This window comes from Cupriavidus phytorum (assembly GCF_003254285.1).
Classification (GTDB): domain Bacteria; phylum Pseudomonadota; class Gammaproteobacteria; order Burkholderiales; family Burkholderiaceae; genus Cupriavidus; species Cupriavidus phytorum.
The window spans coordinates 209,466-233,669 of record NZ_QKZN01000008.1 but is presented as its reverse complement, the minus strand read 5'-3'; the positions used below and the strand labels follow the sequence as shown (position 1 = coordinate 233,669).

17 protein-coding genes are annotated in these 24,204 nt (G+C 68.2%); 11 read left to right on the top strand and 6 right to left on the bottom strand.

Features of this window, described 5'->3' with window-relative positions; genetic code table 11:
- Positions 1 to 6: 6 nt before the first annotated feature.
- Positions 7 to 1,863, bottom strand: a complete 1,857-nt coding sequence (locus C7416_RS20790; RefSeq protein ID WP_111520669.1) for a phosphoenolpyruvate carboxykinase (GTP) — start codon at positions 1,861 to 1,863, stop codon at positions 7 to 9.
- A gap of 537 nt (positions 1,864 to 2,400) precedes the next feature.
- On the opposite strand from C7416_RS20790, the gene C7416_RS20785 reads away from it, so the two are divergent.
- Positions 2,401 to 3,426 carry a D-2-hydroxyacid dehydrogenase family protein gene (locus tag C7416_RS20785; protein ID WP_111520668.1) on the top strand — a complete coding sequence of 342 codons (1,026 nt, stop codon included), beginning with the start codon at positions 2,401 to 2,403 and terminating at the stop codon, positions 3,424 to 3,426.
- Between the two features lie 4 nt (positions 3,427 to 3,430).
- Here the strand turns inward: C7416_RS20785 and C7416_RS20780 are convergent, their stop codons facing one another.
- From C7416_RS20780 to C7416_RS20770, 3 genes are read right to left on the bottom strand one after another with little or no spacing between them, the layout of a single operon-like run.
- The gene (locus C7416_RS20780; protein WP_146604297.1) at positions 3,431 to 5,326 is read right to left on the bottom strand and encodes a DUF2029 domain-containing protein; all 1,896 of its coding nucleotides are present in this window, start codon (positions 5,324 to 5,326) and stop codon (positions 3,431 to 3,433) included.
- A gap of 38 nt (positions 5,327 to 5,364) precedes the next feature.
- Entirely contained in the window at positions 5,365 to 5,757 is a 393-nt protein-coding gene (locus C7416_RS20775) for a GtrA family protein (protein WP_306437553.1), read from the bottom strand.
- Entirely contained in the window at positions 5,754 to 6,770 is a 1,017-nt protein-coding gene (locus C7416_RS20770; protein WP_111520666.1) for a glycosyltransferase, read from the bottom strand. Before C7416_RS20770 ends, C7416_RS20775 begins: the two co-directional genes overlap by 4 nt.
- Before the next feature lie 226 nt (positions 6,771 to 6,996).
- Between C7416_RS20770 and C7416_RS20765 the strand changes: the two genes are divergently transcribed.
- The 4 genes from C7416_RS20765 to C7416_RS20750 all read left to right on the top strand — a co-directional run bounded on the left by C7416_RS20765 (position 6,997) and on the right by C7416_RS20750 (position 13,657).
- Complete coding sequence (locus tag C7416_RS20765; protein WP_111520720.1) at positions 6,997 to 8,169, top strand: MFS transporter; 1,173 nt, start codon at positions 6,997 to 6,999, stop codon at positions 8,167 to 8,169.
- Positions 8,170 to 8,320: 151 nt separating this feature from the next.
- Positions 8,321 to 8,959: an MOSC domain-containing protein gene (locus C7416_RS20760; protein WP_018004991.1), complete on the top strand. Its 639-nt coding sequence runs from the start codon at positions 8,321 to 8,323 to the stop codon at positions 8,957 to 8,959.
- 261 nt (positions 8,960 to 9,220) lie between these two features.
- Positions 9,221 to 10,456, top strand: a complete 1,236-nt coding sequence (locus tag C7416_RS20755) for an efflux RND transporter periplasmic adaptor subunit (protein ID WP_111520665.1) — start codon at positions 9,221 to 9,223, stop codon at positions 10,454 to 10,456.
- A 3-nt stretch (positions 10,457 to 10,459) separates the two neighbouring features.
- On the top strand, positions 10,460 to 13,657 hold the full coding sequence (locus C7416_RS20750) for an efflux RND transporter permease subunit (RefSeq protein ID WP_111520664.1): 3,198 nt from the start codon (positions 10,460 to 10,462) through the stop codon (positions 13,655 to 13,657).
- 21 nt (positions 13,658 to 13,678) lie between these two features.
- Here C7416_RS20750 and C7416_RS20745 read toward each other — a convergent pair whose 3' ends face one another.
- Positions 13,679 to 14,056 (bottom strand): helix-turn-helix domain-containing protein, encoded by a 378-nt coding sequence (locus C7416_RS20745; RefSeq protein ID WP_111520663.1) that lies wholly within the window; start codon positions 14,054 to 14,056, stop codon positions 13,679 to 13,681.
- Entirely contained in the window at positions 14,053 to 14,310 is a 258-nt protein-coding gene (locus tag C7416_RS20740; RefSeq protein WP_111520662.1) for a type II toxin-antitoxin system RelE family toxin, read from the bottom strand. Before C7416_RS20740 ends, C7416_RS20745 begins: the two co-directional genes overlap by 4 nt.
- A 265-nt stretch (positions 14,311 to 14,575) precedes the next feature.
- Here C7416_RS20740 and C7416_RS20735 point away from each other — a divergent pair, with 265 nt between their 5' ends.
- The 6 genes from C7416_RS20735 to C7416_RS20710 all read left to right on the top strand — a co-directional run bounded on the left by C7416_RS20735 (position 14,576) and on the right by C7416_RS20710 (position 24,114).
- Positions 14,576 to 16,858 carry a TonB-dependent hemoglobin/transferrin/lactoferrin family receptor gene (locus C7416_RS20735; protein WP_111520661.1) on the top strand — a complete coding sequence of 761 codons (2,283 nt, stop codon included), beginning with the start codon at positions 14,576 to 14,578 and terminating at the stop codon, positions 16,856 to 16,858.
- 26 nt (positions 16,859 to 16,884) lie between these two features.
- Positions 16,885 to 20,880, top strand: a complete 3,996-nt coding sequence (gene cobN, locus C7416_RS20730) for a cobaltochelatase subunit CobN (protein WP_240988125.1) — start codon at positions 16,885 to 16,887, stop codon at positions 20,878 to 20,880.
- 38 nt (positions 20,881 to 20,918) lie between these two features.
- Positions 20,919 to 21,428 (top strand): MotA/TolQ/ExbB proton channel family protein, encoded by a 510-nt coding sequence (locus C7416_RS20725; protein WP_111520659.1) that lies wholly within the window; start codon positions 20,919 to 20,921, stop codon positions 21,426 to 21,428.
- Entirely contained in the window at positions 21,425 to 21,772 is a 348-nt protein-coding gene (locus tag C7416_RS20720) for a DUF2149 domain-containing protein (RefSeq protein WP_111520658.1), read from the top strand. The genes C7416_RS20725 and C7416_RS20720 overlap by 4 nt, the downstream gene beginning before the upstream one ends.
- A gap of 11 nt (positions 21,773 to 21,783) precedes the next feature.
- The gene (locus tag C7416_RS20715; RefSeq protein ID WP_373424913.1) at positions 21,784 to 22,635 is read left to right on the top strand and encodes a ChaN family lipoprotein; all 852 of its coding nucleotides are present in this window, start codon (positions 21,784 to 21,786) and stop codon (positions 22,633 to 22,635) included.
- A gap of 510 nt (positions 22,636 to 23,145) precedes the next feature.
- Positions 23,146 to 24,114 carry a Bug family tripartite tricarboxylate transporter substrate binding protein gene (locus tag C7416_RS20710; RefSeq protein ID WP_111520657.1) on the top strand — a complete coding sequence of 323 codons (969 nt, stop codon included), beginning with the start codon at positions 23,146 to 23,148 and terminating at the stop codon, positions 24,112 to 24,114.
- Positions 24,115 to 24,204: the final 90 nt, after the last annotated feature.

Here is a 24,204-nt window from a genome sequence, read left to right as displayed (position 1 = left end):
CGGCGCTCAGCCGTCCAGTCGCTTGCCGAGCGCCGCGCGCGTCTGCGCCAGCGCCGGCGGCAGGTGGTGCTTGAGCTGCGTGAACAGTTCGTCATGCAGCGCCAGCTCCTTTTGCCAGGCATCGCGGTCGATCGAGGTGACCTGCTCGAACTGCGCCGGCGAGAACTCGACGCCGTTCCAGTTCAGGTCCTGGTAGCGCGGCGAGGTGCCGAACACGTGCTCGGCGCCCTGCCCCTTGCCTTCCACGCGGTCGATCATCCACGACAGCACGCGCATGTTCTCGCCAAAGCCCGGCCACACGAAGTTGCCGTCGGCATCCTTGCGGAACCAGTTGACGCAGTAGATCTTCGGCAGCTTTGCGCCCGCGGCTTCGAGCTTGTTGCCCAGTTCGAGCCAGTGGCCGAAGTAGTCGCTCATGTTGTAGCCGCAGAACGGCAGCATGGCAAACGGGTCGCGGCGCACCACGCCTTGCTGGCCGGCGGCCGCGGCGGTGGTTTCCGAGCCCATGGTGGCGGCCATGTAGACGCCTTCGGTCCAGTTGCGCGCCTCGGTCACCAGCGGCACCGTGGTCGAGCGGCGGCCGCCGAAGATGAACGCATCGATGGGTACGCCGGCCGGGTTGTCCCAGTTGTCGTCGATCGACGGGCATTGCGACGCGGGCGCGGTGAAGCGCGCGTTCGGGTGCGCGGCCTTGGCGCCGGTGGCCTTGGCGATCTCCGGGGTCCAGTCCTTGCCCTGCCAGTCGATCAGGTGCGCGGGCGCTTCCTTGGTCATGCCTTCCCACCACACGTCGCCGTCGTCGGTCAGCGCCACGTTGGTGAAGATGACGTTTTCCTTGAGCGTCGCCATCGCGTTGTAGTTGGTCTTCTCGCTGGTGCCCGGTGCCACGCCGAAGTAGCCGGCTTCCGGGTTGATCGCGTACAGGCGGCCGTCCTGGCCGGGCTTGATCCAGGCGATGTCGTCGCCGATGGTGGTGACCTTCCAGCCCTCGAAGCCCTTGGGCGGGATCAGCATGGCGAAATTGGTCTTGCCGCAGGCCGACGGGAAGGCAGCGGCGACATGGTATTTCTTGCCCTCGGGCGAGGTCACGCCGAGGATCAGCATGTGCTCGGCGAGCCAGCCTTCGTCGCGGCCCATGGTCGAGGCGATCCGCAGCGCGAAGCACTTCTTGCCTAGCAGCGCATTGCCGCCGTAGCCAGAGCCGAACGACCAGATCTCGCGCGTTTCCGGGAAATGCACGATGTACTTGGTCGGGTTGCACGGCCATGCCACGTCCTGCTCGCCGGCGGCGAGCGGCTTGCCCACGGTGTGCACGCAGGGCACGAAGGCGCCATCGCTGCCCAGCACCTCGTACACGGCCTTGCCCATGCGGGTCATGATGCGCATGTTGACCGCCACGTACGGCGAATCGGACAGTTCCACGCCGATATGGGCGATCGGCGAACCCAGCGGCCCCATCGAGAACGGCACCACATACAGGGTGCGGCCGCGCATGCAGCCGTCGAACAGGCCGGCCAGGGTCTGGCGCATCTCGGCCGGCGGGGTCCAGTTGTTGGTCGGGCCGGCATCTTCCTGCTTCTCGGAGCAGATGAAGGTACGGTCTTCGACGCGGGCCACGTCCGACGGGTCCGACAGGGCCAGGAAGGAGTTCTTGCGCTTGGCGGGGTTCAGCCGCTTCATGGTGCCGGCGGCGACCATCTGCTCGCACAGGCGGTCATATTCTTCCTGCGAGCCGTCGCACCAGTAGATATTGTCGGGCTTGGTCAGCGCGGCGATTTCCGCGACCCAGGCGATCAGCTTGGGGTGCTTGACCCAGGCCGGCGCATTGACGGCTGCCGTACCTTGCATCGTGGGGTGGTTCATACTGCAAACTCCAGGTTTGTAAAGGGAAGGAAGGGAAGGAATCCTTGCAAAGCCTGGCCGGCGGGTTGTCATGCGTGCCGGAGGGCGGAACCGTCACTGCTGCTGTGTCCCTGCAGCGTCCCTGCAATGGCCGAAGCGGGAGCGTCACATCCCGTTACAACTCCGCGGCGGCCCGGTTTGCGCAAAAGGTCGCGGCGGTCACGGCGGCTGCGCTACAGTGGCGCTTCGCCCGCGCAGGGCGGCCTGCAGATGCCGGCCGGGCTTTGTCCGGGGGCAACCGCGTGACGGGAGCAACGCTCGACCGACAATCCGCGGCGGCACCAGAGCGGGCAAGGATACCACTGGCGCACCCCCCTGTTTTTTGCTGCGCAACAATTGCCGGCGTCGGCCGGCGCGGTATTTGGCCGCGCCGTATCAGGGTTGCGGCGCGCCGGTGCGGGTTCGCAAACGTTTCACAACAATACTGTTGGCCAGCGCGCGCCTCGGTGTGCGCGCGCACCAACTGGCACAACGTCCCGAAGATAACCAGGGTTGCCGATGAAGATTGCCGTACTCGACGATTACCAGGATGCCGTGCGCAAGCTGCCTTGCTTCAGCCTGCTGGAGGGGCACGACGTCAAGGTGTTCAACAACACCGTCAAGGGCGTGGGCCAGCTGGCGGCGCGCCTGTCGGACGTGGAAGCCGTGGTGCTGATCCGCGAACGCACCCGCATCACGCGCCAATTGCTGGAAAAACTGCCCAAACTGAAGCTGATCAGCCAGACCGGCCGGGTCGGCGCCGGACCCGGCAGCCATATCGACCTGGATGCCGCCACCGACCGCGGAGTGGCGGTGCTGGAAGGCGTGGGTTCGCCGGTGGCGCCGGCCGAGCTGACCTGGGCCCTGATCATGGCCGCCCAGCGCCGCATTCCGCAGTACGTGGCCAGCCTGAAGCACGGCGCGTGGCAGCAGTCGGGGCTGAAATCGACGACGATGCCGCCCAATTTCGGCCTGGGCCAGGTGCTGCGCGGCCAGACGCTAGGGATATGGGGTTACGGCAAGATCGGTCGGCTGCTGGCCGGCTACGGCCGCGCCTTCGGCATGAAGGTGCTGGTCTGGGGCCGCGAGGCGTCGCAGGAGGCCGCGCGCGCCGATGGCCTGGACGTGGCGGCATCCAAGGAACAACTGTTCGCCGACAGCGATGTGCTGTCGCTGCACCTGCGGCTGAACGACGACACCCGCGGCATCGTCAAGCAGGCCGACCTGACCGCCATGAAGCCGACCGCGCTGTTCGTCAACACCAGCCGCGCCGAACTGCTCGAAGAGAACGCCCTGGTCACCGCGCTGAACCGCGGCCGCCCGGGCATGGCGGCGATCGACGTGTTCGAGTCCGAGCCGATCCTGCAGGGCCACGCGCTGCTGCGCATGGAAAACTGCATCTGCACGCCGCACCTGGGCTACGTGGAGCGCGACAGCTACGAGCTGTATTTCCGCACGGCCTTCCAGAACATCCTGGATGTGCTCGGTGGCAAGCATGACTGCATCGTCAACCCGAAGGCGCTGGCGCCGGTGCTGACGCGCTGAGGGTTCAGTCGGCGGTTCGGCGCGCGTTCGGTGCCGACAACGGGCAAAACTGGTACGGCACGGGCTGGTCGCCGATGAAGGCTTCGTAGGTCTGGCACGCGCCTGGCTCAAGCGTCAGGCCGTAGCGGACCAGGTCGGCGGCATGGGTTCGAGCTTCGGCAAGGTTTTCCGCGGCGAGGTCGCGCCTGTCTCGTGGCAGCAATTCGAGCGTGCAAGGCTGGCCGGCCATAATCCCCTGTGCGACGCGGGCCCGCAGGCGCACCTTCTGTGCAATCGACTCCAGGGTTGAGCACCAGGATGTCCCCGCACGCATGCCGGTTCCGGCCAGCATGGTGTTCCAGCGCGCCACCATGCGCTCGCGCGGGTTCACCGCCGCCGGTATCACGGCATAGGCGGCACCACCGCGCCCGGCAAGCATGTCATCGAGCCGGGCCCGAAAGCCGTGCCCCTCCGGAAAATTGGAGCTGAGTGCGCCGAACCTGACCGATGCGGGAAAATACGGTGCCATCCAGGCCTGCGGTACCCTGCCGCCAACGAAAAACACGCTGGTACCCGCATCCAGCGGTGCAGCCGGCAGCGTGACACGAAAAGCCTGCCGTGCCCAAGACGCATGCTCCCAGGTGTGCGATGTCGCCATGCTGGCCAGCGTCGCGACCAGCAGCACCATCGCGCCGGCGCGTCCGGCTGACTTCGACGGCAGCAGTTGCTGCATCAGGATCCATGCCGCCAATGGCGCTAGCAGTTCCATCGCCACGCAGTACCGGTAGATGCTGAACAGGCCAAGCCAAACCAGATAACTCGCTAACAGGAAGACCAGCAGGGCGCGCGCCGCTGCCGCAAGCGGTGGCCGGCCGCAATCCGCCCGCGGCGATCCGGCGCCGGCAGCGCGGCACGCCCTCTGCACCAGCCATGCCCCCGCCAGCAGATAGAGCACGGGCCAGACAAAGGGCCGGGTCGGCAGCTCGCCGACGCGCTGGGCCTTCAGTACCATGACGAAGGGAAAGAGCAATGCTTCCGACACACTGCGGGGCAGCCAGCGGGTATCCGCCACGCTGATCGGTGCCGCCAGCGGGTTGCCGAATACACCGTTGAATTGCGGAAACAGCGGGTTGCGGAACGTTTCCCACAGCATGGCGAACCAATAGCCGGAAGTCACCGCGATGCCGGCCAGCACGCCCACGCCGAACCACCACGCCAGGCCCAGCCGCCGCAGCCAGTGTTGCGCCAGGAACAGGCAAGCCAGGCACATAGCGACCGCATACAGCGCATTGGTCAGCTTGAGACCCGCGGCCGCGCCCACCAGCATGCCCGCTGCCGCCGCATGGAGCCAGCCAGCGCGTCCTGGCCCGGCCAGCGCATCGCGCTTGCGCACCAGTACCAGGAATCCCGCCAGCACGAACAACGCCGTCGCGTTGTCGCCCATGGTGTTGCCGAGCTCGGAAAGATACGCCGGGCCCAGGCAGCCGGCCAAGGCCAGCAGCATGGCGGTCAGCCGCTGCCGCGCTTGCCGGGCCCGATCCTGCTGCGCCGAGACCAGCAATGCCGAGGCGATCCCGTACACCAGCACAAAAGCCGCACCGTGCAGCAGTCCCATGGCGAATCCCGCCAGCGGCGCCGGCAAGTACTTCGTCATCAGGAAGTACGGCACGTCCAGCAGCGGATTGAAATAGCTTTGCAGCTGGGCGGGCGCCAGATCGAGCCCGACCCGGCCGGTGAGCAGCGCGTAGGGGTTGTACAGGTGGTAATTCAGCAGGTCCCAGTTCCGGTCCTGGCCCAGTTTCAGGGCATAGAGGCCGAATCCGAACGGTACCAGCAGGCACGCCCACGTCGGGGCGTTGGGTGCGCTCAGCCTGGCGACCAGGGCGGCAAGGCGGGGCAACGTGGCAGCAAGCAAACGCATTGGCAAGGATATTGGTCTGCCGGCGGCGGTGCGCGCGCTTACGGGCGGTGACGGAACACCCACAGCTTGGCAGACAGGAAGTTGAACACCAGCCCGCACCCGGTGCCCAGCGCCACCGCCAGCAGCGGGCGCCAGGCCGCTGGCGCCAGGTGGTGGACGGCGATGCTGTATACCAGCAGGTTGATGGCGCCGCCGGCGGACATGGCCGACAGGTAGCGCAGCCACTCGCGCCACGGCGGCTCGGCATTCCGCGTGGGAAAGGTGAAACGCCGGTTGATGCGCCAGGTGACAAAGGCGGCGGCGAGGAAGGACAGCAGGCGGCCGGTGTAGTGGCCGGCGCCAAGCGCGAGGCTGGCATACAGGACACCGGCGTCGACGCCGAAACCGATGGCGCCGGCGATCAGGAACCCTGTCAGCTGCCGGCGGATCACGAGTGCACGGCAGCGCCGGCTGGCGCCGCGGCCATGCTGGCGCGCGACAGCGCCGCACTGTCCGCAGGTTCGTTCCAGGCCGGCGGTGGCGGCGGCTCGCGCAGATAGGCAAGGCGCTTCATTTCCAGCCGTCCCTGCGTGACGGTATCGAGCACGATGCCGCAGGTCAGCAGGATCATGCCGAGCAGGGCCAGCGCGACACACAGCAGCGCCGTCGGCAGGCGCGGCACCAGGCCGGTGTCGAGGTAGGTCGTCAACAGCGGAAACGCCAGCAGCAGCGACAGCAGGGAACAGGCGAAGAAGCCGCTGGAAAAGAACGCCAGTGGCTTTTCCGACTTGAACAGCTTCAGGATCGTCATCAGGATGCGCCAGCCGTCCCGGTACGTGTTCAGCTTGCTCTCCGAACCGGTGGGTCGCGAAAGATAGGTCGTTTGCTGTTCCCCGACGGGCATGCGCTGCTCCAGCGCGTGCACCGCGAGTTCGGTTTCGATTTCGAAACCGGACGAGTGCGCGGGAAAGGATTTGGCGTACCGCCGCGAAAACACGCGGTAGCCGGACAGCATATCGGTGAAGGTGCGGCCAAACAGGGCGGCGGCAAAGCTGGTCAGCAGCACGTTGCCAAAGCGGTGCCCGAAGCGGTAGGCGGCCTGCTCTTCGCTGACGCGCGCGCCCACCAGCATGTCGAGGCCTTCCTCGCAGAGCCGGCGCACCAGGGCCGGCGCGGCGCTGGCATCGTAGGTGCCGTCTCCATCGACCATCACATAGATGTCCGCCTCGACGTCGGCGAACATCCGGCGCACGACGTTGCCCTTGCCCTGCAGCGGCACGGCCCGAACCACCGCGCCGGCAGCGCGCGCGCGTACGGCCGTGGCATCCACCGAGTTGTTATCGAATACGTAAACGGTCGCGCCAGGCAAATGGCTTCGGAACGCGAGCACGACATCGGCAATGGTCGCGGCTTCGTTGTAGCAGGGAACGATGACAGCCACGGTGGGCTGGCGATTTTCGGGCATATCAGGGCAATAGAACCGGCGATCCGGTCAAAGGAGCCCGATAGGCTACCTTACTGGCATGAAATGGAGCAAGTCAGCGCCCACGCATGGGGGGTGCCCGGCAACCTGGCCGGCCGTCAACCCGAATTGGACAAAACCGCTACACTGGGCGCCGCGTCCGGACTGAAGGTATACGCCGGGTCGCAGACGACTCCCCCAATCGCTCTACTCCTCTCCCATGGCCGGCATGGACCCCAGGCTCGTGACGCTCTGCGTCGGCAATTTCGTCATCGGCACCGGTGCGATGATCGTGACCGGCATGTTGAACGACATTGCCGGCGACTTCGGGCTGGGCGCGGCCAGCGCCGGGCAGCTGATCTCGGTGTTTGCGCTGGCCACCTGCGTGGGGGCGCCGCTGTTCGCCACGCTGGGGTCGCGCATCGACCGCCGGCTGCTGCTGGCGGGCTCGCTGCTGGTCTATGGGGTGATGCACCTGGCCGCGGCGCTGGCGCCGAGCTTTGCGGCGCTGATGGCGATCCGCTTCCTGACCGCGATCGGGGCGGCCATCTATACGCCGCAGACCGCGGCCACGCTGCCGCTGCTGGTCAATGCGCAGACCCGCGGGCGCGCCATCAGCTTCGTGTTCCTGGGCTGGAGCATCGCCAGCGTGGTGGGCGTGCCGCTGGGGACGTGGATTTCCAGCACGCTGGGCTGGCGCGTCAGCATGGCGCTGGTGGGGGGGATGGCGCTGCTGGTGGCGGCGGCGGTGTGGCGCGCGCTGCCGCGCGGGCTGATGGTGCCGCCCGCCGGGCGCGAGGCCTGGGGCGCGGTGCTGCGCCACAAGCCGGTGATGCTGGTGGTGCTGACTACCATGATCTCGTCGGCGGGCATGTTCACGCTGTTTACCTATATTGCGCCGCTGATGCGCGACGTCCATGGCATCAGCGGCGGCGCGCTCAGCCTGATGTTCTTGGCCTATGGTGCCTGCGGGGTGTTCGGCAACGCCATGGCGGCGTCGCGCATGGACCGGGTCACGCCCAGCCGGATCGTGCAGGTGACCTTGCTGACGTCGATCACGGCGATGGTGCTGTGGCCGCTGGCCGGGCTCGGCAGCGTGGCCCTGGTGGCGCTGTTCATGCTGTGGGGCGTGGGCGGCTTTGCCACCAACAGCGCCCAGCAGGCGCGGCTGGTGCTGCTGGCGCCGGAGCGGGCCTCGGTGTCGATCTCGCTGAATTCCTCTTCGATCTACCTCGGCCAGGCCGCCGGCGCCATGGCCGGCGCGGCGATCTACACCCTGGCGGGTCCCGACACGCTGCACTGGGGCGCGGCGGCGCTGATGCTGGCGGCGCTGGCGGTGTCGCAGCGCGCGCGCCTGCTGGGCTGCCGCTGGCAACCTGCGCAGGCGGCCCGGCAGCTCTGATTCCGGCCTGAAACAAGCGCCGCGATTCCTCGCCGGCGCCTTGTGAGGAACCGCACCAAGCACTTGTCCACAGCGTTATCCGCCCCGTTATCCTCAGGGATATCCGCAGCTTATCCACATCCCTTTCCACAACCACGAAGCGGGGGCGCACGTGAGCGATTCGAGACCTTGGCCGGGCCTTGCACGCGTGCTGGCGGTCAGCCTGGGCAAGGCCATCCCGCTGGTGGTGGCGGGTGCGGGTACCGAGGCGGTAGTGCTGTCGGGCATCCGCAAGCATCCGGTCAGCACGCTGCTGCATCCGCTGCGGGTCCAGGTGCAGCAGCTGGGCCTGGCCGGCGACGAGCAGGGCGACCTGACCGTGCACGGCGGCCTCGACAAGGCGGTCTACGCCTACCCCTCGGAGCACTACGCCTGGTGGAATGCCCGCCGCCGCGCCTGTGCCCAGCCTGACTCCGGGCCGCCGCTGCCCTACGGCGCGATGGGGGAAAACCTGACGCTGGAGGGTTTGCTGGAGTCCGCGCTATGGATCGGCGACCTGGTGCGGGTCGGCACCGCCCTGCTGCGCGTGGAGGCCCCGCGCCAGCCCTGCTACAAGTTCAACGCCGCGCTGGGGTATCGCCATGCGGTGCGCGACATGGTGCAGAGCGGTTACTCAGGGGTCTATCTCAGCGTGGTGCTGAAAGGCGAAGTACGCGCCGGCGATGCCGTGATTGTGCAGGCCGGACCACGGGAATTGTCGGTCGACAGCGTAAATCAGTGGCGCCGCGATGGCCGGCGGCAGCTTTTCTGATAATGTTTGTCTAACCATACAAGCGCCCCGCTAAACACATCTCCGGCCTCCCCTGTGGCCCGGGCGGCGTTTGCCGGCGCCGGGCATTACCAGACCCTTGCACCCCTGTAACGGACTGTAATACGCGGCGCTGGCTCCGGCGGGCGAAGCGCGGTACTAGTAGAGTCTTTGCGCGACACGCACCGGCAGCAATCGGGCACAACATGCCGGGCGGTACACGGGGAGTGGCGCTGAAGACGCGGGGCAGAGGGTCCACACAATATGAAATCTGACAGGATCGACCAGCCCAAGGGCTTCGTCGACAGCAACTGGAGGGCGGCCGCCGGGACCGGGCGCGGCCGCGTGTCGCCGTGGCTGGTGGTGGTGATCGTGCTGGCCGTCGCCGGCCTGGGCTGGTTGGCGTGGCGCACGTGGCTGGCGCCCAAGCCCGCGCCCAAGCCGCCCGCGGCAGTGGTGGTGTCGACCGCGCCGGTGCAGCAGGGCGACGTGCCGCTGCAGGTTTCGGCCAACGGCAATGTCACGGCGCTGTCCACGGTGGAGGTGCGGCCGCAGGTATCCAGCACCGTGCGCACCGTCCATATCAAGGAAGGCCAGACCGTCAAGCCCGGCGACCTGCTGTTCTCGCTCGATACCCGCATGGACGAGGCCAACCTGGCAAGGGCGCAGGCGCAGTTGCTGCGCGACCAGGCCGACCTGGCCGATGCCCGCCGCGCGCTGGCGCGCAGCCAGGAGCTGCTGCAGCGTAATTTCATCTCGAAGAGCGCGGTCGATACCGCGCAGGCGCGGGCCGACGGCCTTGCCGCCACCGTGCGCGCCGACCAGGCCGCGATCGAGGCCAGCCGCGTGGCGGTCAGCTACGGCGCCATCCGCGCCACCATCAGCGGCCGCACCGGCGTGATCAACGCTTTCCCGGGCTCGCTGGTGCTGCCAGGCAGCGCCCAGCCGATGGTCACGATTGCCCAGGTGCAGCCGATCGCCGTCACCTTCAGCCTGCCCGAGCGCCAACTGGCGGCGCTGCGCGAGGCACTGCGCGCCGGCCCGGTCCAGGTCACCGCGCAGCCCAACGACGGCAACCAGGCGCCGGTGACCGGCCGCATCAGCTTTGTGGATAACACGGTCGATCCGCAGTACGGCACCATCCGCGTCAAGGCGCAGTTCGACAATGAAGAACAGCGGCTGTGGCCGGGCACCTATGCCACCGTCAGCGCCGTGGTGCAAACGCTCAAGAACGCGCTGTCGGTGCCGCCGCAGGCGGTGGTGACCGGGCCCGAGGGCCGCTTCGTCTATGTGGTCCAGCCCGACAGCAAGGTGGCGCGCGTGCCGGTGCGGGTGCTGACCACCACCGCCGCCGCGGCCGTGGTCGAGGGGGTGCAGCCCGGCGCCCGCGTGGTGGTGGAAGGCACGCAGAACCTGCGCCCGGGCGCGCTGGTGCGCGAAGCGGCGGCGCGCGGCGCTTCAGGGGCCGCTGCCGCCCGCCCTGCCAGCGCGGGGCACTGAGCCATGACGCTCTCGGAACTCTGCATCCGCCGTCCGGTGATGACGGTGCTGCTGTGCCTGGCCGTGGTCGTCACCGGCATCGTGCTGTATCCGACCATTCCGATTGCGGCGCTGCCCAGCTTCAATTCGCCGGTGATCCAGGTCACCGCGACGCTGCCCGGGGCCAGCCCCGAGACCATGGCCGCGTCGGTGGCGACGCAGCTGGAGAAGCAGTTCGCGACGATTCCGGGCGTGTCGGTGATCAGCTCGTCGAACACGCTCGGCAACTCCAGCATCACCATCGAGTTCAACAGCGACCGCGATATCGACGACGCGGCCGTCGACGTGCAGGCGGCGCTGTTCCGCGCGCAGCGCTCGCTGCCGATCGAGATGACGACGCCGCCGTCATACCGCAAGGTCAACCCGGCCGACGCGCCGGTGCTGCTGCTGGCGATCAACTCGCCGGCGATGAGCCTGGCCGACCTGAACGCCTTCGGCGACAACCTGATCTCGCCGACGCTGGCGACGCTGCCGGGCGTGGCGCAGGTGCAGATCTTCGGGCAGAAGCGCTTTGCCGTGCGCGTGCGCGCCCACCCCGATGCGCTGGCCGCGCGCGGGCTGACGCTGGACGAGCTGGCCACCGCGCTGAACCGCGCCAACGCCAACACGCCGGTGGGCACGCTCGACAGCGCGCGCCAGACCCTGACGATCCAGGCCAATCGGCAGCTGACCAATGCCGACGCCTTCCGCAATATCATCGTCGCCAGCCAGCCCAACGGCGCGCTGGTGCGGCTGTCCGACGTGGCCGAGGTCGAGGACAGCGTCGAGACCATCAAGACCGGCAGCTGGCTCAACAACGAGCGCTCGATCGTGCTGGCGGTGCTGCGCCAGCCCGACGCCAACACCGTCGCCGTGGTCGACGCGATCCATGCCGCCCTGCCCCGCCTGATCCAGCAGATGCCGGGCTCGATCAACGTCTCGGTGGTCAACGACCGCTCGCGCTCGATCCGCGAATCGATCCACGACGTGCAGTTCACGCTGGCGCTGACGGTGGCGCTGGTGGTGATGGTGATCTTCCTGTTCCTGCGCCGCGCCGCGGCCACGCTGATCCCCACCGTGTCGCTGCCGATTTCGCTGATCGGCACGGTGGCGCTGATGAAGGCGTTCGGCTACAGCCTGGACAATGTCTCGCTGCTGGCGATCACGCTGGCGGTGGGGCTGGTGGTGGACGATGCCATCGTCATGCTCGAGAACATCGTGCGCCATATCGAGGACGGCGTGGCGCCGCTGAAGGCCGCGCTGGTGGGCTCGCGCGAGATGGGCTTCACCATCCTGTCGATCTCGATCTCGCTGGTGGCGGTGTTCATCCCGATCTTCTTCATGCCGGGCGTGATCGGCCTGCTGTTCCACGAATTCGCCGCGGTGGTGTCGCTGTCGATCCTGGTGTCGGCGCTGGTGTCGCTGACGCTGATCCCGATGCTGTGCGCGCGCTTCCTGTCGGCCGAGAACGTGCCGGTGGACGAATCGCACCATGCCTATGGCGACCACCCGGTGGCGCAGCCCGCGGTGGCGCAGAAGCAGACCCTGGGCATGCGCTCGACGCAGTGGTTCGAGAACCTGTTCGAGTTCACGCTGCACCGCTATGCGCGCGGGCTGGACTGGTGCCTGGCGCACCGGCGCACCGTGCTGGTGGCAGCGGGCCTGACCTTCGTGCTGACCGCGGTGCTGTTCGTGGCCATTCCCAAGGGCTTCTTCCCTGAAGAGGATATCGGCCAGATCCGTGTCAACGCCGAAGGGCCGCAGGATATTTCGTTCGACGCCATGTCGGAGCGCCTGCGCGACGCGGCCGAGCGCATGCGCGCCAACCCGGCGGTCAAGAGCATCGTGGTGGCAATCGGCGGCGGCCCCTCGCCGGCGATCAATACCGGGCGCATGTTCGTCGAACTGAAGCCGCGCGGCGAGCGCGACGCGATGCCGAAGGTGATCGAGTCATTGCGGCGCGACGTCGCCGGCGTGCCGGGCCTGGCGGTGTATTTCGCGCCGGTGCAGAACCTGCAGCTGGGCGGACGCCAGAGCAAGAGCCGCTACCAGTACACGCTGCAGAGCGTGAAGGCCGGGCAGCTGCAGGACTACTCCGACCAGCTGATGGCGAAGATGCGCGCCGACAGCCTGTTCCGCGACGTCACCAGCGACTCGCAGCAATCCGGGCTGGAGGCGCACCTGACCATCGACCGCGACAAGGCCAATGCGCTGGGCGTGCAGATGCAGGACGTGCGCACCGCGCTGTACTCGGCCTTCGGCGAGCGCCAGGTGTCGACCATCTACACGCCGATCGACAACTACTACGTGATCCTGCAGGCGGCCGACGTCGACCGCACCGACGAAAGCGCGTTCTCCAAGCTCTATGTGCGCAGCAAGACCGGGCAGATGGTGCCGGTGTCGGCCTTCGCCACCACCGAGCGCCGGGTCGGGCCGATCGCGGTCAACCACCAGGGGCAGCTGCCGTCGGTGACGGTGTCGTTCAACCTGGCCCCGGGCGCGGCGCTGGGCGATGCTTCCGCGCGCATCGACCGCTACAAGCAGGAGATCGCGATGCCGACCTCGATCTTCACCAGCTGGGGCGGCGACGCGGCGGTGTTCCAGTCGTCGCAGGCGACGCAGATCGTGCTGCTGGTGGCGGCGATCGCGGTGATCTACACGCTGCTGGGCGTGCTGTACGAAAGCTACATCCACCCGCTCACCATCCTGGCGGGCCTGCCCTCGGCGGCGGTGGGTGCGTTGCTGACGCTGTTTATCTTCGACGTCGAGCTGTCGCTGATCGCGGTGATCGGCGTGCTGATGCTGATCGGCATCGTCAAGAAGAACGCGATCATGATGATCGACTTCGCGCTGGCGGCGCAGCGCGAACAGGGTATGACCCCGGCCAGGGCGATCCGCCAGGCGTGCCTGCTGCGCTTCCGGCCGATCATGATGACCACCTTCGCCGCGGTGATGGGCGCGCTGCCGCTGGCACTGGGCCTGGGCGCCGGCGCCGAGCTGCGCCAGCCGCTGGGCCTGGCGGTGGTGGGCGGCCTGCTGTTCTCGCAGGTGATCACGCTGTTCATCACGCCGGTGATCTACCTGGCGCTGGACCGGTTCTCCGGCACCGGGCCGCTGCAGATCGATGCGGACGGCAACCGGCTGCCGGAGAAGGTGACCGGGGAGACGGTGCAGCAGCACTGAGGGCGATGGCTGGAATTACGGCTAAGCGCCCGCTTCCGCGAGAATGTCGCCGGGTACGTCCAGGGCTTGCGCCAGCCGGCGCAGCGCCTCGGCACTGCCCGCGCGCGAGCGGTTTTCGATCTGGCTGAGATACGGCTTGCTCAGGCCGGCGGCCCGGGCGAGGGCATCCTGCGTCAGCCGGCGATAGTTGCGCCATGCCTTGACCGGATGATCGCCGGCCAGTTCGGCGTCGAGCACGGCGGCCGGCACGCGGAAGCCATCGTCGCCGGCCTTGGCCGCGTCGAACAGGACGACATCGCCGGCATCCTCGATCAGGTGCTTGACGCGTTCCCATACCTCGATGGGCACTACCGCGTATTCGCGGCGGCCGTCGCGTTCAATAAACTGGATATCGGTCATCGGCAAGCACCTCCACGCGGGCTGATGGCCAGTACCAGGGCTATCAGCCGGTCGTTCTCAATTTCGTACAAGACTCGCCAATCCCCTACCCGCAACCGGTAGCCGTCGCGGCCCGCAAGCTTTCTGGCGTTCGGGTTGGGCGCGTAAGGATCGGCGGCAAGTGCGTGGATCTTCGCGACGATCGTTGCGGCAAGGTTACGGGGCATGGCCCGCAGCGCCTGAGCAGCCTGCTTGGTGAACTCAATGGCGAACATGCAGGATCATAGTCCCTTGCTAACACGTTAGCAAACAAAGTTTGCTAACGATCGAGGTGGTTCAAGGCGACCAACATTGCATACATGTGGCATGCGCGCCACGTCCTTTGAGTTAAGTCATTTACCTATCTCACTTAAATGATAATAATTCTCGTTAACTAAAACGGCGTCACCCAGCCTACCCGCCGGGCAGCGCCTGCACGCGAGCCAGCCACCCGTTACGGTTTTCCGCCAGCCAGCGTTCGTTTTCTTCTGGGGAGAATCCATGAAACGTCGCTGTCTGGCGCGCCTGCGCGCCTCTGTCCGGGTCACGCCTCCCATTGCCGCCGTATGCGCGGCGCTGGGCTCGCCAGCCTTCGCCGCGGACGGCGCTGGCGCCACCACCAGGCTGGCCGCGCTGAACGAGGTGGTGGTCACCGCCACCCGCACGGAAGAGCGCGCGGACGCGGTGGCGTCGACCATCACCACGCGCGATGCGCGGCAGGTCGAGCGCGCGCAGCCGGTCGACGAGGCCGGCCTGTTCGCCGACGAGCCCGATATCGACGTGCCGCGCGATCGCCGCCGCTTCGGCGCCGGCAGCATCAATATCCGCGGCATCGAGGACAACCGCGTGCTGCAGATGGTCGACGGTGTGCGGCTGCCGGATTTCTTCAACGGCGGCGGCCCGTCGAACATCTCCAGCTCGACCCGCGATGCGCCGGAGTTCTCGTTCCTGAAGCGTGTCGAAGTGCTGCGCGGACCGGCGTCGAGCCTGTATGGCTCGGACGCGATTGGCGGCGTGGTGGCGTACGCGACCAAGGATCCGTCGGACCTGATGCAGGGCCGCAAGGTCGGCGGCGAGCTGGGGCTGAACTGGAACGGCATCGACAACGGCTTTGGCCAGACCGCCGGCGTGGCCGGCGGCAGCGACACGCTGCAGGGCCTGTTCATGTACGCGAACCGCAACGCGCATGAGATGAAGAACATGGGCAGCGACGATTCCAGCTCGGTCAACCGCACCCGGCCCAACCCGCAGGACGTGCGCACGCAGGCGTGGCTGGGCAAGATCCTGCTCAACGCCAGCCCGGCGCACAAGTTCAGGTTCACCTACGAGCATCGCGACGGCAACACCGACACCGACCTGCTGCGCCTGTCCACGGCCTTGCCCCGCGTCACCGCCGCCAATGGCAATGAAGACCTGAGCCGCGACCGCGTCAGCCTGGACTACGAGTGGAAGCCGGCCGGCGGCGTGCTCGATCGCCTCACCGCGCAGGTCTACTACCAGGAGTCCGAGACCACCACGCTGACCAACCAGGTACGCAGCAACACCAGCACCGGCTGCTCGGCCACCACGCGCGGCACCAGCCTGTGCAACGTCGCGCTGGGCTTTGCCTTCAAGCAGGAGCAGACCGGCTTCAACCTGCAGGGCGACAAGTCGTTCGCCACCGGCGCCGTCGCGCACCGGCTGATCGGCGGCGTCGATTTCATGCGCGTGCGCTCGTCGGAATCGCGCGACGGCACGGTGCGCAACCTGACCACCGGTACCACCACCAAGACGCTGGCCGGCGAGAATTTCCCGATCCACGACTTCCCCACCGGCGAGACCCGCCAGACCGGCCTGTTCGCGCAGGACGAGATGCGCTTCTTCGATGGCCGCTTCACGCTGACGCCGGGCCTGCGCTTCGACCATTACTCGCTGTCGCCCGACGGCGATGACCTGGTCTACAACAATGCCGGCGGCCGCCCCGCGGTCAGCAAGAGCGATTCGCACCTGTCGCCCAAGCTGTCGGCGCTGTGGCAGGCGACCGATCGCGTCAACCTGTGGGCGCAATACGTGTTCGGCTACCGCGCGCCCAACTACCAGGAAGTCAACGGCAGCTTCCGCAACCCGGTGCAGGGCTATGGTGCCGCGCCTAACGCCAACCTGGACCCCGAGAAGAGCCGCTCGTTCGAGATCGGCGCGCGCTATACCAGCGACAACGTGCAGACCAGCGTGGCGCTGTTCGACAACCGCTACCGCGACTTCATCGAACAGGTGCAGCTGGCCTGCCCGTCGGACCCCGCCTGCCTGCCCGGCCTGCGCGCGACCTACCAGTACCGCAACCAGACCAGCGTGCGCATCTACGGCGCCGAGTGGCGCGGCGTGTGGCGCTTCCTGCCGCAATGGCGCATCGATGGCGCGGTGGCGTACGCGCATGGCAACAACGAGCAGACCGGCCAGCCGCTCAACAGCGTCTCGCCGCTGCGCGCCAGCGCCGGGCTGACGTGGGAGCGTGTGCAAGGACAAGGTGCCGCGATCCGCTGGCGCGGCGCGCGGCCGGTGACGCGCACCGACGATTCGTCGTTCACCTACTTCAAGCCCGCCGGCTACGGCGTGGTCGACCTGCAGGCGTGGTGGCGCTTCAACCGCCATGTCAGCCTGGCGCTGTCGGTCAACAACCTGTTCGACAAGAAGTACTGGCTGTGGGGCGACGTGCGCCAGACCGGCGTCTCGGCGACCGAGCCCGGCGTGGATTTCTACACGCAGCCGGGCCGCACCTTCGCCGCCAGCCTGAAGCTGTCGTTCTGAGTCACGCCGGCTCAAGGAGGTACTGAATGTCCCCACAAACCATAACCAGGCGCATGCTGTGGGCGCTGCTGTGCCTGCTGCTGTGGACTGGCGCGGCGCAGGCTGCCGCGCCGCGCATCGCCATCCTGACCAGCTCGCCGGTGCCAGCGGGCAAGTTCGGCCCGCTGCGCGAACTGGCGCAGGCGCAAGGCATGACGCTGGAGGCGCAGTACCTGGAGCGCATGCCGGCGCAGCAGGTGGCGCCGTTTATCCACAATGCCGACCTGCTGATCGTCGACGCGCCGCGCGACCATATCGTCAGCGCGATGCTGCAGCGCCTCGGCCCGCTGTGGAGCGAGGCGCGCGTGCCGCGCGTGTTGATCGCCACCGACCGCCATGAGGCGCACGGTGTCGACGACGAGCTCGCCGCCCGGCTGCAGGCGTACTACGTCAACGGCGGCCGCGGCAACTTCGGCGCGATGATGCGCACGATCGCGGCCCGCCAGTTCCACTTGCGCAGCGACGACGGCATCCCGGCGCCCGTGGTGTTCCCGAAGGCTGCCTACTACCACCCCAGGCTCGCCGGCGTGATCACCACCTCGCCGCAGGAAGCGCTGGCCGTCTCCGGCAGCAGCGGCCCGGTGATCGGCATCGCCATCCACCAGGCCTATGTGTCGGGCCTCGACAGCGCCTTTATCGACGACCTGATCGGCCGCCTCGAAGCGCGCCATGCGCGCGTGCTGACCTTCTACGGCCCGGTGATGGACGCGCACGGCATCACGCGCATGGCGATGCCCGGCGGCAAGCGCCTGGTCGACGTGCTGGTCAACGGGCAGATCATGCTGAACCCGCACGGGCGCAAGGCCGAGTTCGAGCAACTCGACGTGCCGGTGCTGCAGGTCATGCCCTACCGCAAGGGCGACGCGCAGGCGTGGCAGGACGACCCGCACGGCATCAGCCTGACCGATACGCCGTTCTACCTGGTGCAGCCCGAACTGGCCGGCGTGATCGATCCCATCCTGGCCGCCGCCACCGCCAGGGGCGACGGTGCCATCGTCGGCCTGCCGGCGCAGCTCGATGCAGTAGCCGACAAGGCGCTGGCGCTGGCGCGGCTGCGCCACCTGCCCAACGCCGACAAGCGCGTGGCCATCCTGTACTACAACTATCCCCCCGGCGAGAAGAACCTGTCGGCGTCGTTCCTGAACCTGCCGAAGAGCCTGGCCAGCACGCTGGCTGCGCTGCGCGCGGCGGGCTACACCACCGAGGCCGCCGACGAAGCGCGGCTGCAGCGCGACCTCGGCGCGCTGCTGGCGCCCTTCTATCGCAGCGGCAGGCTCGAGCCCTTGCTCGATGCCGGCCTCGCGGTGTGGATGCCGATGTCGCAATACCGTCGCTGGTACGACGCGCAGCCGGCGGCCTTCCGCGCCGCGGTGGCGCAGCGCTGGGGCAATCCGGAGCAATCGGCGATGGCGACCACGCGCCACGGCGAACCCGGCTTCGTGATCCCGCGGCTGCAGCTCGGCAACGTCGCGCTGATGCCGGTGCCGCCGCGCGGCGAGCGCAACGAGTCGGACGAGAAGGCGCTGTACCACTCCACCTCCACGCCGCTGAACCACTTCTACATGGCCGCCTACCTGTGGGCACGCCAGGACCGCGAGGCGCTGGTCCACTACGGCACCCACGGCACGCAGGAATGGACGCCGGGCAAGGAGCGCGGCCTGTCGGTCACCGACCAGCCCTACCTGGTGCTGGGCAACGTGCCGGTGATCTATCCGTATATCGTCGATGACGTCGGCGAAGCGATCCAGGCCAAGCGCCGCGGCCGCGCCGTGATCGTCAGCCACCAGACGCCGCCGTTCCGCCCGGCCGGGCTGCATACCGACCTGGTCGCGCTGCACGACCAGTTGCACGCGTACCTGCAGCAGGACCAAGGCGCGGTGAAGGACACCATCCGCCAGCAGATCCTGTCGCGCAGCGCGTCGATGCATCTGTTCCAGGACATGGGCTGGAGCGCGGCACGGGCGCGCGCGGATTTCAGCGGCTACCTCGATGCGCTGCATATCCACCTGCACGAACTCGGCGGCGCACTGCAGCCCTATGGCCTGCACACCTTCGGCCAGTCGCAGGACCCGGGACTGCGGCTCTACACGACCATGGCGATGCTCGGCAAGGACTGGCTCCGGCGCGTGTTCCCGGACGAGCCCGAAGAGCTGTTCGCGGTCGACTACACGCAGCTCGCGCAGACACCGCCCTATGCAATGGTGCGGCGCTACGTGGCCGAGGGCGCGTCGCTGGAGGAGCTACCCGATGCGCGCCAGCGCGAGGACATGCAGCGGGCGCGGCAGCTCTATGCCAGCCTCGACGCAACGCCCGAGAACTCGGGGCTGCTGACCGCATTGGCCGGCCGCCACCTGCACTCCGGCACCGGCGGCGACCCGGTGCGCAACCCCGACACCTTGCCGACCGGCCGCAACCTCTACGGCTTCGATCCCTCCAAGGTGCCCAGCCGCGAAGCGTGGAAGGCGGGCCAGGCCGCCGCCGAGGCGATGATCGCCGACTGGCGCAAGCGCCATGGCCGCTATCCCGACAAGCTGGCGTTCTCGCTGTGGAGCGTCGAGACCATGCGCCACCAGGGCATGCTCGAAGCGCAGGCGATGGCGGCGCTGGGCGTGCGGCCGAAGTGGGACGACGGCGGCCGCGTGGTCGGGGTCGAGCCGATTGCCGCGGCGGAGCTGGGCCGTCCGCGCGTCGACGTGGTGCTGTCCGCCACCGGTCTGTATCGCGACCACTTCCCGAACCTGATGAAGTGGCTGGCCGAGGCAGTGAAGCTTGCCGCCGCGCAACCGGAAGCCGGCAACGTCGTTGCGGCGAATACCCGCGCCGTCCGGGAACGGCTGAGCAAGCTCAATGTCCCCGCCGAACGGCTCGACGCGCTCGCGGTGACGCGCATCTTTGCCAGCGAATCGGGCAACTACGGCACCGGCCTGAACGATGCGGCGCTGGCGACTGATACCTTCGGCAGCGGCCGGCAGGCCGACGCCAAGCTGGCCAGTCTGTATCTCGCGCGCATGCAGTACGCCTACGGCCCGGACGAGCAGCACTGGGACGAGGCGCTGCCGCAGGTCAACCTGTATGCCGAGAACCTCAAGGGCGTCGACGGTGCGCTGCTGGCGCGCAGTTCCAACCTTTACGGCATGCTGACCACCGACGATCCGTTCCAGTACCTCGGCGGCATCGGCCTGGCGGTGCGCCACCTGACCGGCAAGGCGCCGGAGCTGCTGATCTCCAACCTGCGCGATGCCAGCCAGGCACGCACCGAGACCGCCGCCGGCTTCCTTGCCAGCGAGCTGCGCACGCGCTACTTCCATCCCGGCTGGATCGAGGGCATGAAGGCCGAGGGCTACAGCGGCGCGCTGAACGTGCTCGACACCGTCAACAACTTCTGGGGCTGGACCGCGGTCTCGCCCGAGATCGTGCGCGACGACCAGTGGACCGAGTTTGCCGAGGTCTATGTCAACGACAAGCACCAGCTCGGCCTCAACGAGTGGTTCGAAAAGAATGCGCCGCAGGCCCAGGCGCAGGTAATCGAACGCATGCTCGAAGCCGCGCGCAAGGGATACTGGAAGGCGGACAGCAAGCTCTTGCAGACACTGGCGCAGCGCTATCAGGACCTGGCGCAGCGGCACGACATTGTCAGCCACAACCGCGCGTTCAACCAGTATCGCGAGCAGCAGGCCCGGGCCGCCGCGCCGGGCTATGGCTTGCAGCCGCGCGCTGCGGCGCCGCGTCCGGCACCGGCGCCAACGCCGCCGCAGCCTGCCGCCACAGAACCCGCGCCAACGCCCGCACTCGCGCCGAACCAGCCGCAGCCCGTGCAAGGCATGGAGCTGGTGGAGCGCAAGCCGCCCGCGGCCGAGATCGTGCCGGTGCTGTCGTGGCTGGCCGGCGGCATCGCGCTGGCGGCCGCGATCACGGGCGGCGCGCTCAGCGCGCGGCGGCGCCAGGCCGATGCCGGCGGCAGCTGGCTGCCGCAACGGCGCTGACGCCACCACGAATTCCATCGCATTCAACCAGACCAGACATGACACCCACCCTGCTCGAAACCCTGATGTACGACGTCGGCCAGCTGTTCCTGATCCCGACGCTGGCGCTGATCGCGCTGCTGTTTCTCTATGCCTTCTGGGCGCTCGGCGAGTTCGCCATGCAGGCCTGGCTGCGCGGGCGCCATCCCATCGGCAGCGGGCGCGGCTACGTGCTGGTGGCCTGGGCGCGCAAGCACAGGGTGGCCGATGCCGACGCGCTCGATGTCGCCGCGCACCGCCTGCTGGAGCGCCCGCGCATCGCCACGCGCGTAGCGCCGATGCTGGGGCTGGTGGCGACCATGATCCCGATGGGGCCGGCGCTGAAGGGGCTGTCCGGTGGCAACCTGGCCAATGTGGGCGAGAATCTCACCATCGCCTTCTCCGCGGTGATCCTGGCGCTGATCGCGGCCAGCATCACCTTCTGGGTGGTCAACGTGCGCCGGCGCTGGCTGGCCGAGGAACTGGTGTGGCTGGCGCAGGCGCGGCCGCAGTGGGAGGTGGACGAATGAAGTTCCTGGAAGAGAGCGAGGCCGACGACCCGATCCTGTCGGTAGTGAACCTGATCGACGTGTTCCTGGTGGTGATCGCCGCGCTGCTGGTGGCGATCGCGCAGAACCCGGCCAATCCGTTCACCCATGATGACGTGACCATCATCAAGAATCCTGGCAAGCCGAACATGGAGATCGTGTCGCGCCAGGGCGAGAAGGTGGTGCGCTACCAGGCCAGCGGCCAGGTCGGCAGCGGCGACGGCATCAAGGCCGGCGTGGCGTACCGGATGCAGGACGGATCGATGGTGTACGTGCCGGAGCAGCCCGCGCCGCAGGCGTCGGTGCCGGCCACCGAAACGAGATAGAGGAAAACCGCGTGATCTCATTCCGCTTGTTTGTACGCTTGTGCGCGGCCGCCACGCTGGCTGCGGCCGTGGCCGTACTGGGCGCCGGCTGTGCCGCGTCGGTGCCGGCTCCCTCCACGGTCAGCGCCGCCTTTGCCGGCAAGCCCTACGTGCTGCTGGGCGAGGTGCACGACAACGCCGCCGGCCAGCAGCAGCGGCTGGCCGCGCTGACGCGTGCAGTCGAACAAGGCTGGCGTCCGGCCATCGCCATGGAGCAGTTCGACCGCGAGCGCCAGGCCGATATCGACCGGGCCCGGCGCGAGCGCCCGCGCGATGCCGACTACCTGATCGCGCAGGCCGGCGGCGGCGCGTGGCAGTGGCCGCTGTACAAGCCGGTGGTGGCGCTGGCGCTTCAATACGATCTGCCGCTGGTCGCCGCCAACCTGTCGCGCGCCGACGCGGGCAAGATCGTGCGTGGCGGGCTGGAGGGGCTGTTTTCCGCGGACGAGCGGCAGCAGCTGGGACTGACCGGCGCGTTGCCGCCGGACCTGGTGGCGGCGCAGACCGCGGTGCTCGACCGCGGGCACTGCGGCAATTTCCCCAAGGCGATGCTGCCCGGCATGCTGGCGGCACAGGCCGCACGCGACGCGGTGATGGCGCAGGCGTTGCGGCCTTATGCCGGGCGCGGCGCGGTACTGATCGCGGGGAACGGGCATGTGCGGCGCGATGTGGGGGTGCCGCGCTGGCTGGGCGGTGACGCCGGGCAGGCGCTCAGCATCGGCTATGTGGAAAGTGCGCCGGACCAGGGCGAGTTCGATATGGCGGTGGTGGTGCCGGCGGTCGAGCGCAAGGATCCTTGCCTGCAGGCGAAGCCGGCGGGGTGAGGTGATGTTTCAGGTTCAGGGCCGCTTGCCATGGACACGCCGGCCCTCTCCCCCAACCCCTCTCCCGCGCGCGGGAGAGGGGAGCGCTTGCGCAGGGATGCAGCAAGCCCGAACGCATTTGCATACCGACGGTTTGCTCCCCTCTCCCGCTTGCGGGAGAGGGGCGGGGGAGAGGGCCGGCGTCTCCACGAAGTGCCGCCCTTCCACCTGCCCACCCACTCCATCCACGTAAACCCCAACCCCATCTCCGCCCATTTGACAGCCTTTTGACAGTTTCCCCTGCCTAGAATCCGCCCCAAGGCTGGAAGTTCCGGCCTGACGTTCACCAAAATCCAAGAACAGTCCCGGCCAGCCTTCGCCGCGCCGGACAGGAGACAAGCCCGGTGCCGCGCTGCTGCGCGCCACCGGCCCGCATCCCGTCCCGCAACGCCATGGCCGCCGGAACCCCCGGGTCGGATCGCGGCCGCCATCGACTGGCAAGCGATCACCGGTATTACCAAGGAGACCGCCATGCGCCGTACCTATTTCCGCTTCGCTCATGCCGTGATGGCATCCGCCACCCTTGCCGCCGCTGCCGTGGCCGCGCCCGCGTTCGCGCTGGACAACGTCAAGGTCATGATCGGCGCCAACCCCGGCGGCGGCTTCGACCAGACCGGCCGCTCGCTGGGCGCGGCCATGGTCGCCGCGGGCCAGGCCAAGGCCGCTTCGTACGACAACAAGGGCGGCGCCGGCGGCACCATCGCGCTGACCCAGTTCGTCAACACCGACAAGGGCAACCCCAATGCACTGATGGTGGTCGGTGCGGTGATGGTCGGCGCGATCGAGACCAACAAGCCGCCGGTCACGCTGAAGAACGCCACGCCGATCGCACGCCTGTTCGCCGACACCATGGTCATCACCGTGCCGGCCAGCTCGCCGATCAAGTCGATCAAGGACCTGACCACGCAACTGAAGGCCAACCCGGGCAGCGTCAGCTGGGGCGGCGGCTCCAAGGGCTCGATCGACCATATCCTGGCCGGCCTGGTCGCCAAGGAAAGCGGCGTCGACCCGAAGAAGGTCAACTACGTGCCGTTCCAGGGCGGCGGCGAAGCCTCGGCCTCGATCATGGGCGGGCACGTGACGGTGGGCATCGCCGGCGTGTCGGAATTCCTGCCCTTTATCAAGAGCGGCAAGATGCGCGCGCTGGCGGTCACGTCCAAGGACCGCGTTGCCGACATCCCGACCCTGAAGGAGCAAGGCGTCAATGTCGAGATCTACAACTGGCGCGGCGTGTACGGCGCGCCGGGCACCACCCCCGAGCAGCGCAAGGCCATGATCGACGCGGTGGTCAAGGCCACCGAGAGCAAGACCTGGAAGGACACGCTGCAGAAGAACGACTGGACCCCGTTCCTGCTGACCGGCGACGAGTTCGGCAAGTTCGTCGACAGCGAATCGACGCGCCTGGGCGCGACGCTGCGTGAACTGGGCGTGGCCAAGTAATCCTGCCCGGCGCGCGGCTTACGCCCGCGCCATACCGTCTTAACGCATCGCTCTCGCTTTACCTGTCGTGCCTGCCGACGCCGCCGGTGA

Coding starts and splice junctions, on each gene's coding strand:
- C7416_RS20740 (WP_111520662.1), bottom strand. CDS start 14,310: ATGTTCGCCATTGAGTTCACCAAGCAGGCTGCTCAGGCGCTGCGGGCC.
- C7416_RS20720 (WP_111520658.1), top strand. CDS start 21,425: ATGAAGTTCCTGGAAGAGAGCGAGGCCGACGACCCGATCCTGTCGGTA.
- C7416_RS20710 (WP_111520657.1), top strand. CDS start 23,146: ATGCGCCGTACCTATTTCCGCTTCGCTCATGCCGTGATGGCATCCGCC.
- C7416_RS20755 (WP_111520665.1), top strand. CDS start 9,221: ATGAAATCTGACAGGATCGACCAGCCCAAGGGCTTCGTCGACAGCAAC.
- C7416_RS20735 (WP_111520661.1), top strand. CDS start 14,576: ATGAAACGTCGCTGTCTGGCGCGCCTGCGCGCCTCTGTCCGGGTCACG.
- C7416_RS20770 (WP_111520666.1), bottom strand. CDS start 6,770: ATGCCCGAAAATCGCCAGCCCACCGTGGCTGTCATCGTTCCCTGCTAC.
- C7416_RS20785 (WP_111520668.1), top strand. CDS start 2,401: ATGAAGATTGCCGTACTCGACGATTACCAGGATGCCGTGCGCAAGCTG.
- cobN (WP_240988125.1), top strand. CDS start 16,885: ATGTCCCCACAAACCATAACCAGGCGCATGCTGTGGGCGCTGCTGTGC.
- C7416_RS20725 (WP_111520659.1), top strand. CDS start 20,919: ATGACACCCACCCTGCTCGAAACCCTGATGTACGACGTCGGCCAGCTG.
- C7416_RS20745 (WP_111520663.1), bottom strand. CDS start 14,056: ATGACCGATATCCAGTTTATTGAACGCGACGGCCGCCGCGAATACGCG.
- C7416_RS20790 (WP_111520669.1), bottom strand. CDS start 1,863: ATGAACCACCCCACGATGCAAGGTACGGCAGCCGTCAATGCGCCGGCC.
- C7416_RS20780 (WP_146604297.1), bottom strand. CDS start 5,326: ATGCGTTTGCTTGCTGCCACGTTGCCCCGCCTTGCCGCCCTGGTCGCC.
- C7416_RS20750 (WP_111520664.1), top strand. CDS start 10,460: ATGACGCTCTCGGAACTCTGCATCCGCCGTCCGGTGATGACGGTGCTG.
- C7416_RS20765 (WP_111520720.1), top strand. CDS start 6,997: ATGGACCCCAGGCTCGTGACGCTCTGCGTCGGCAATTTCGTCATCGGC.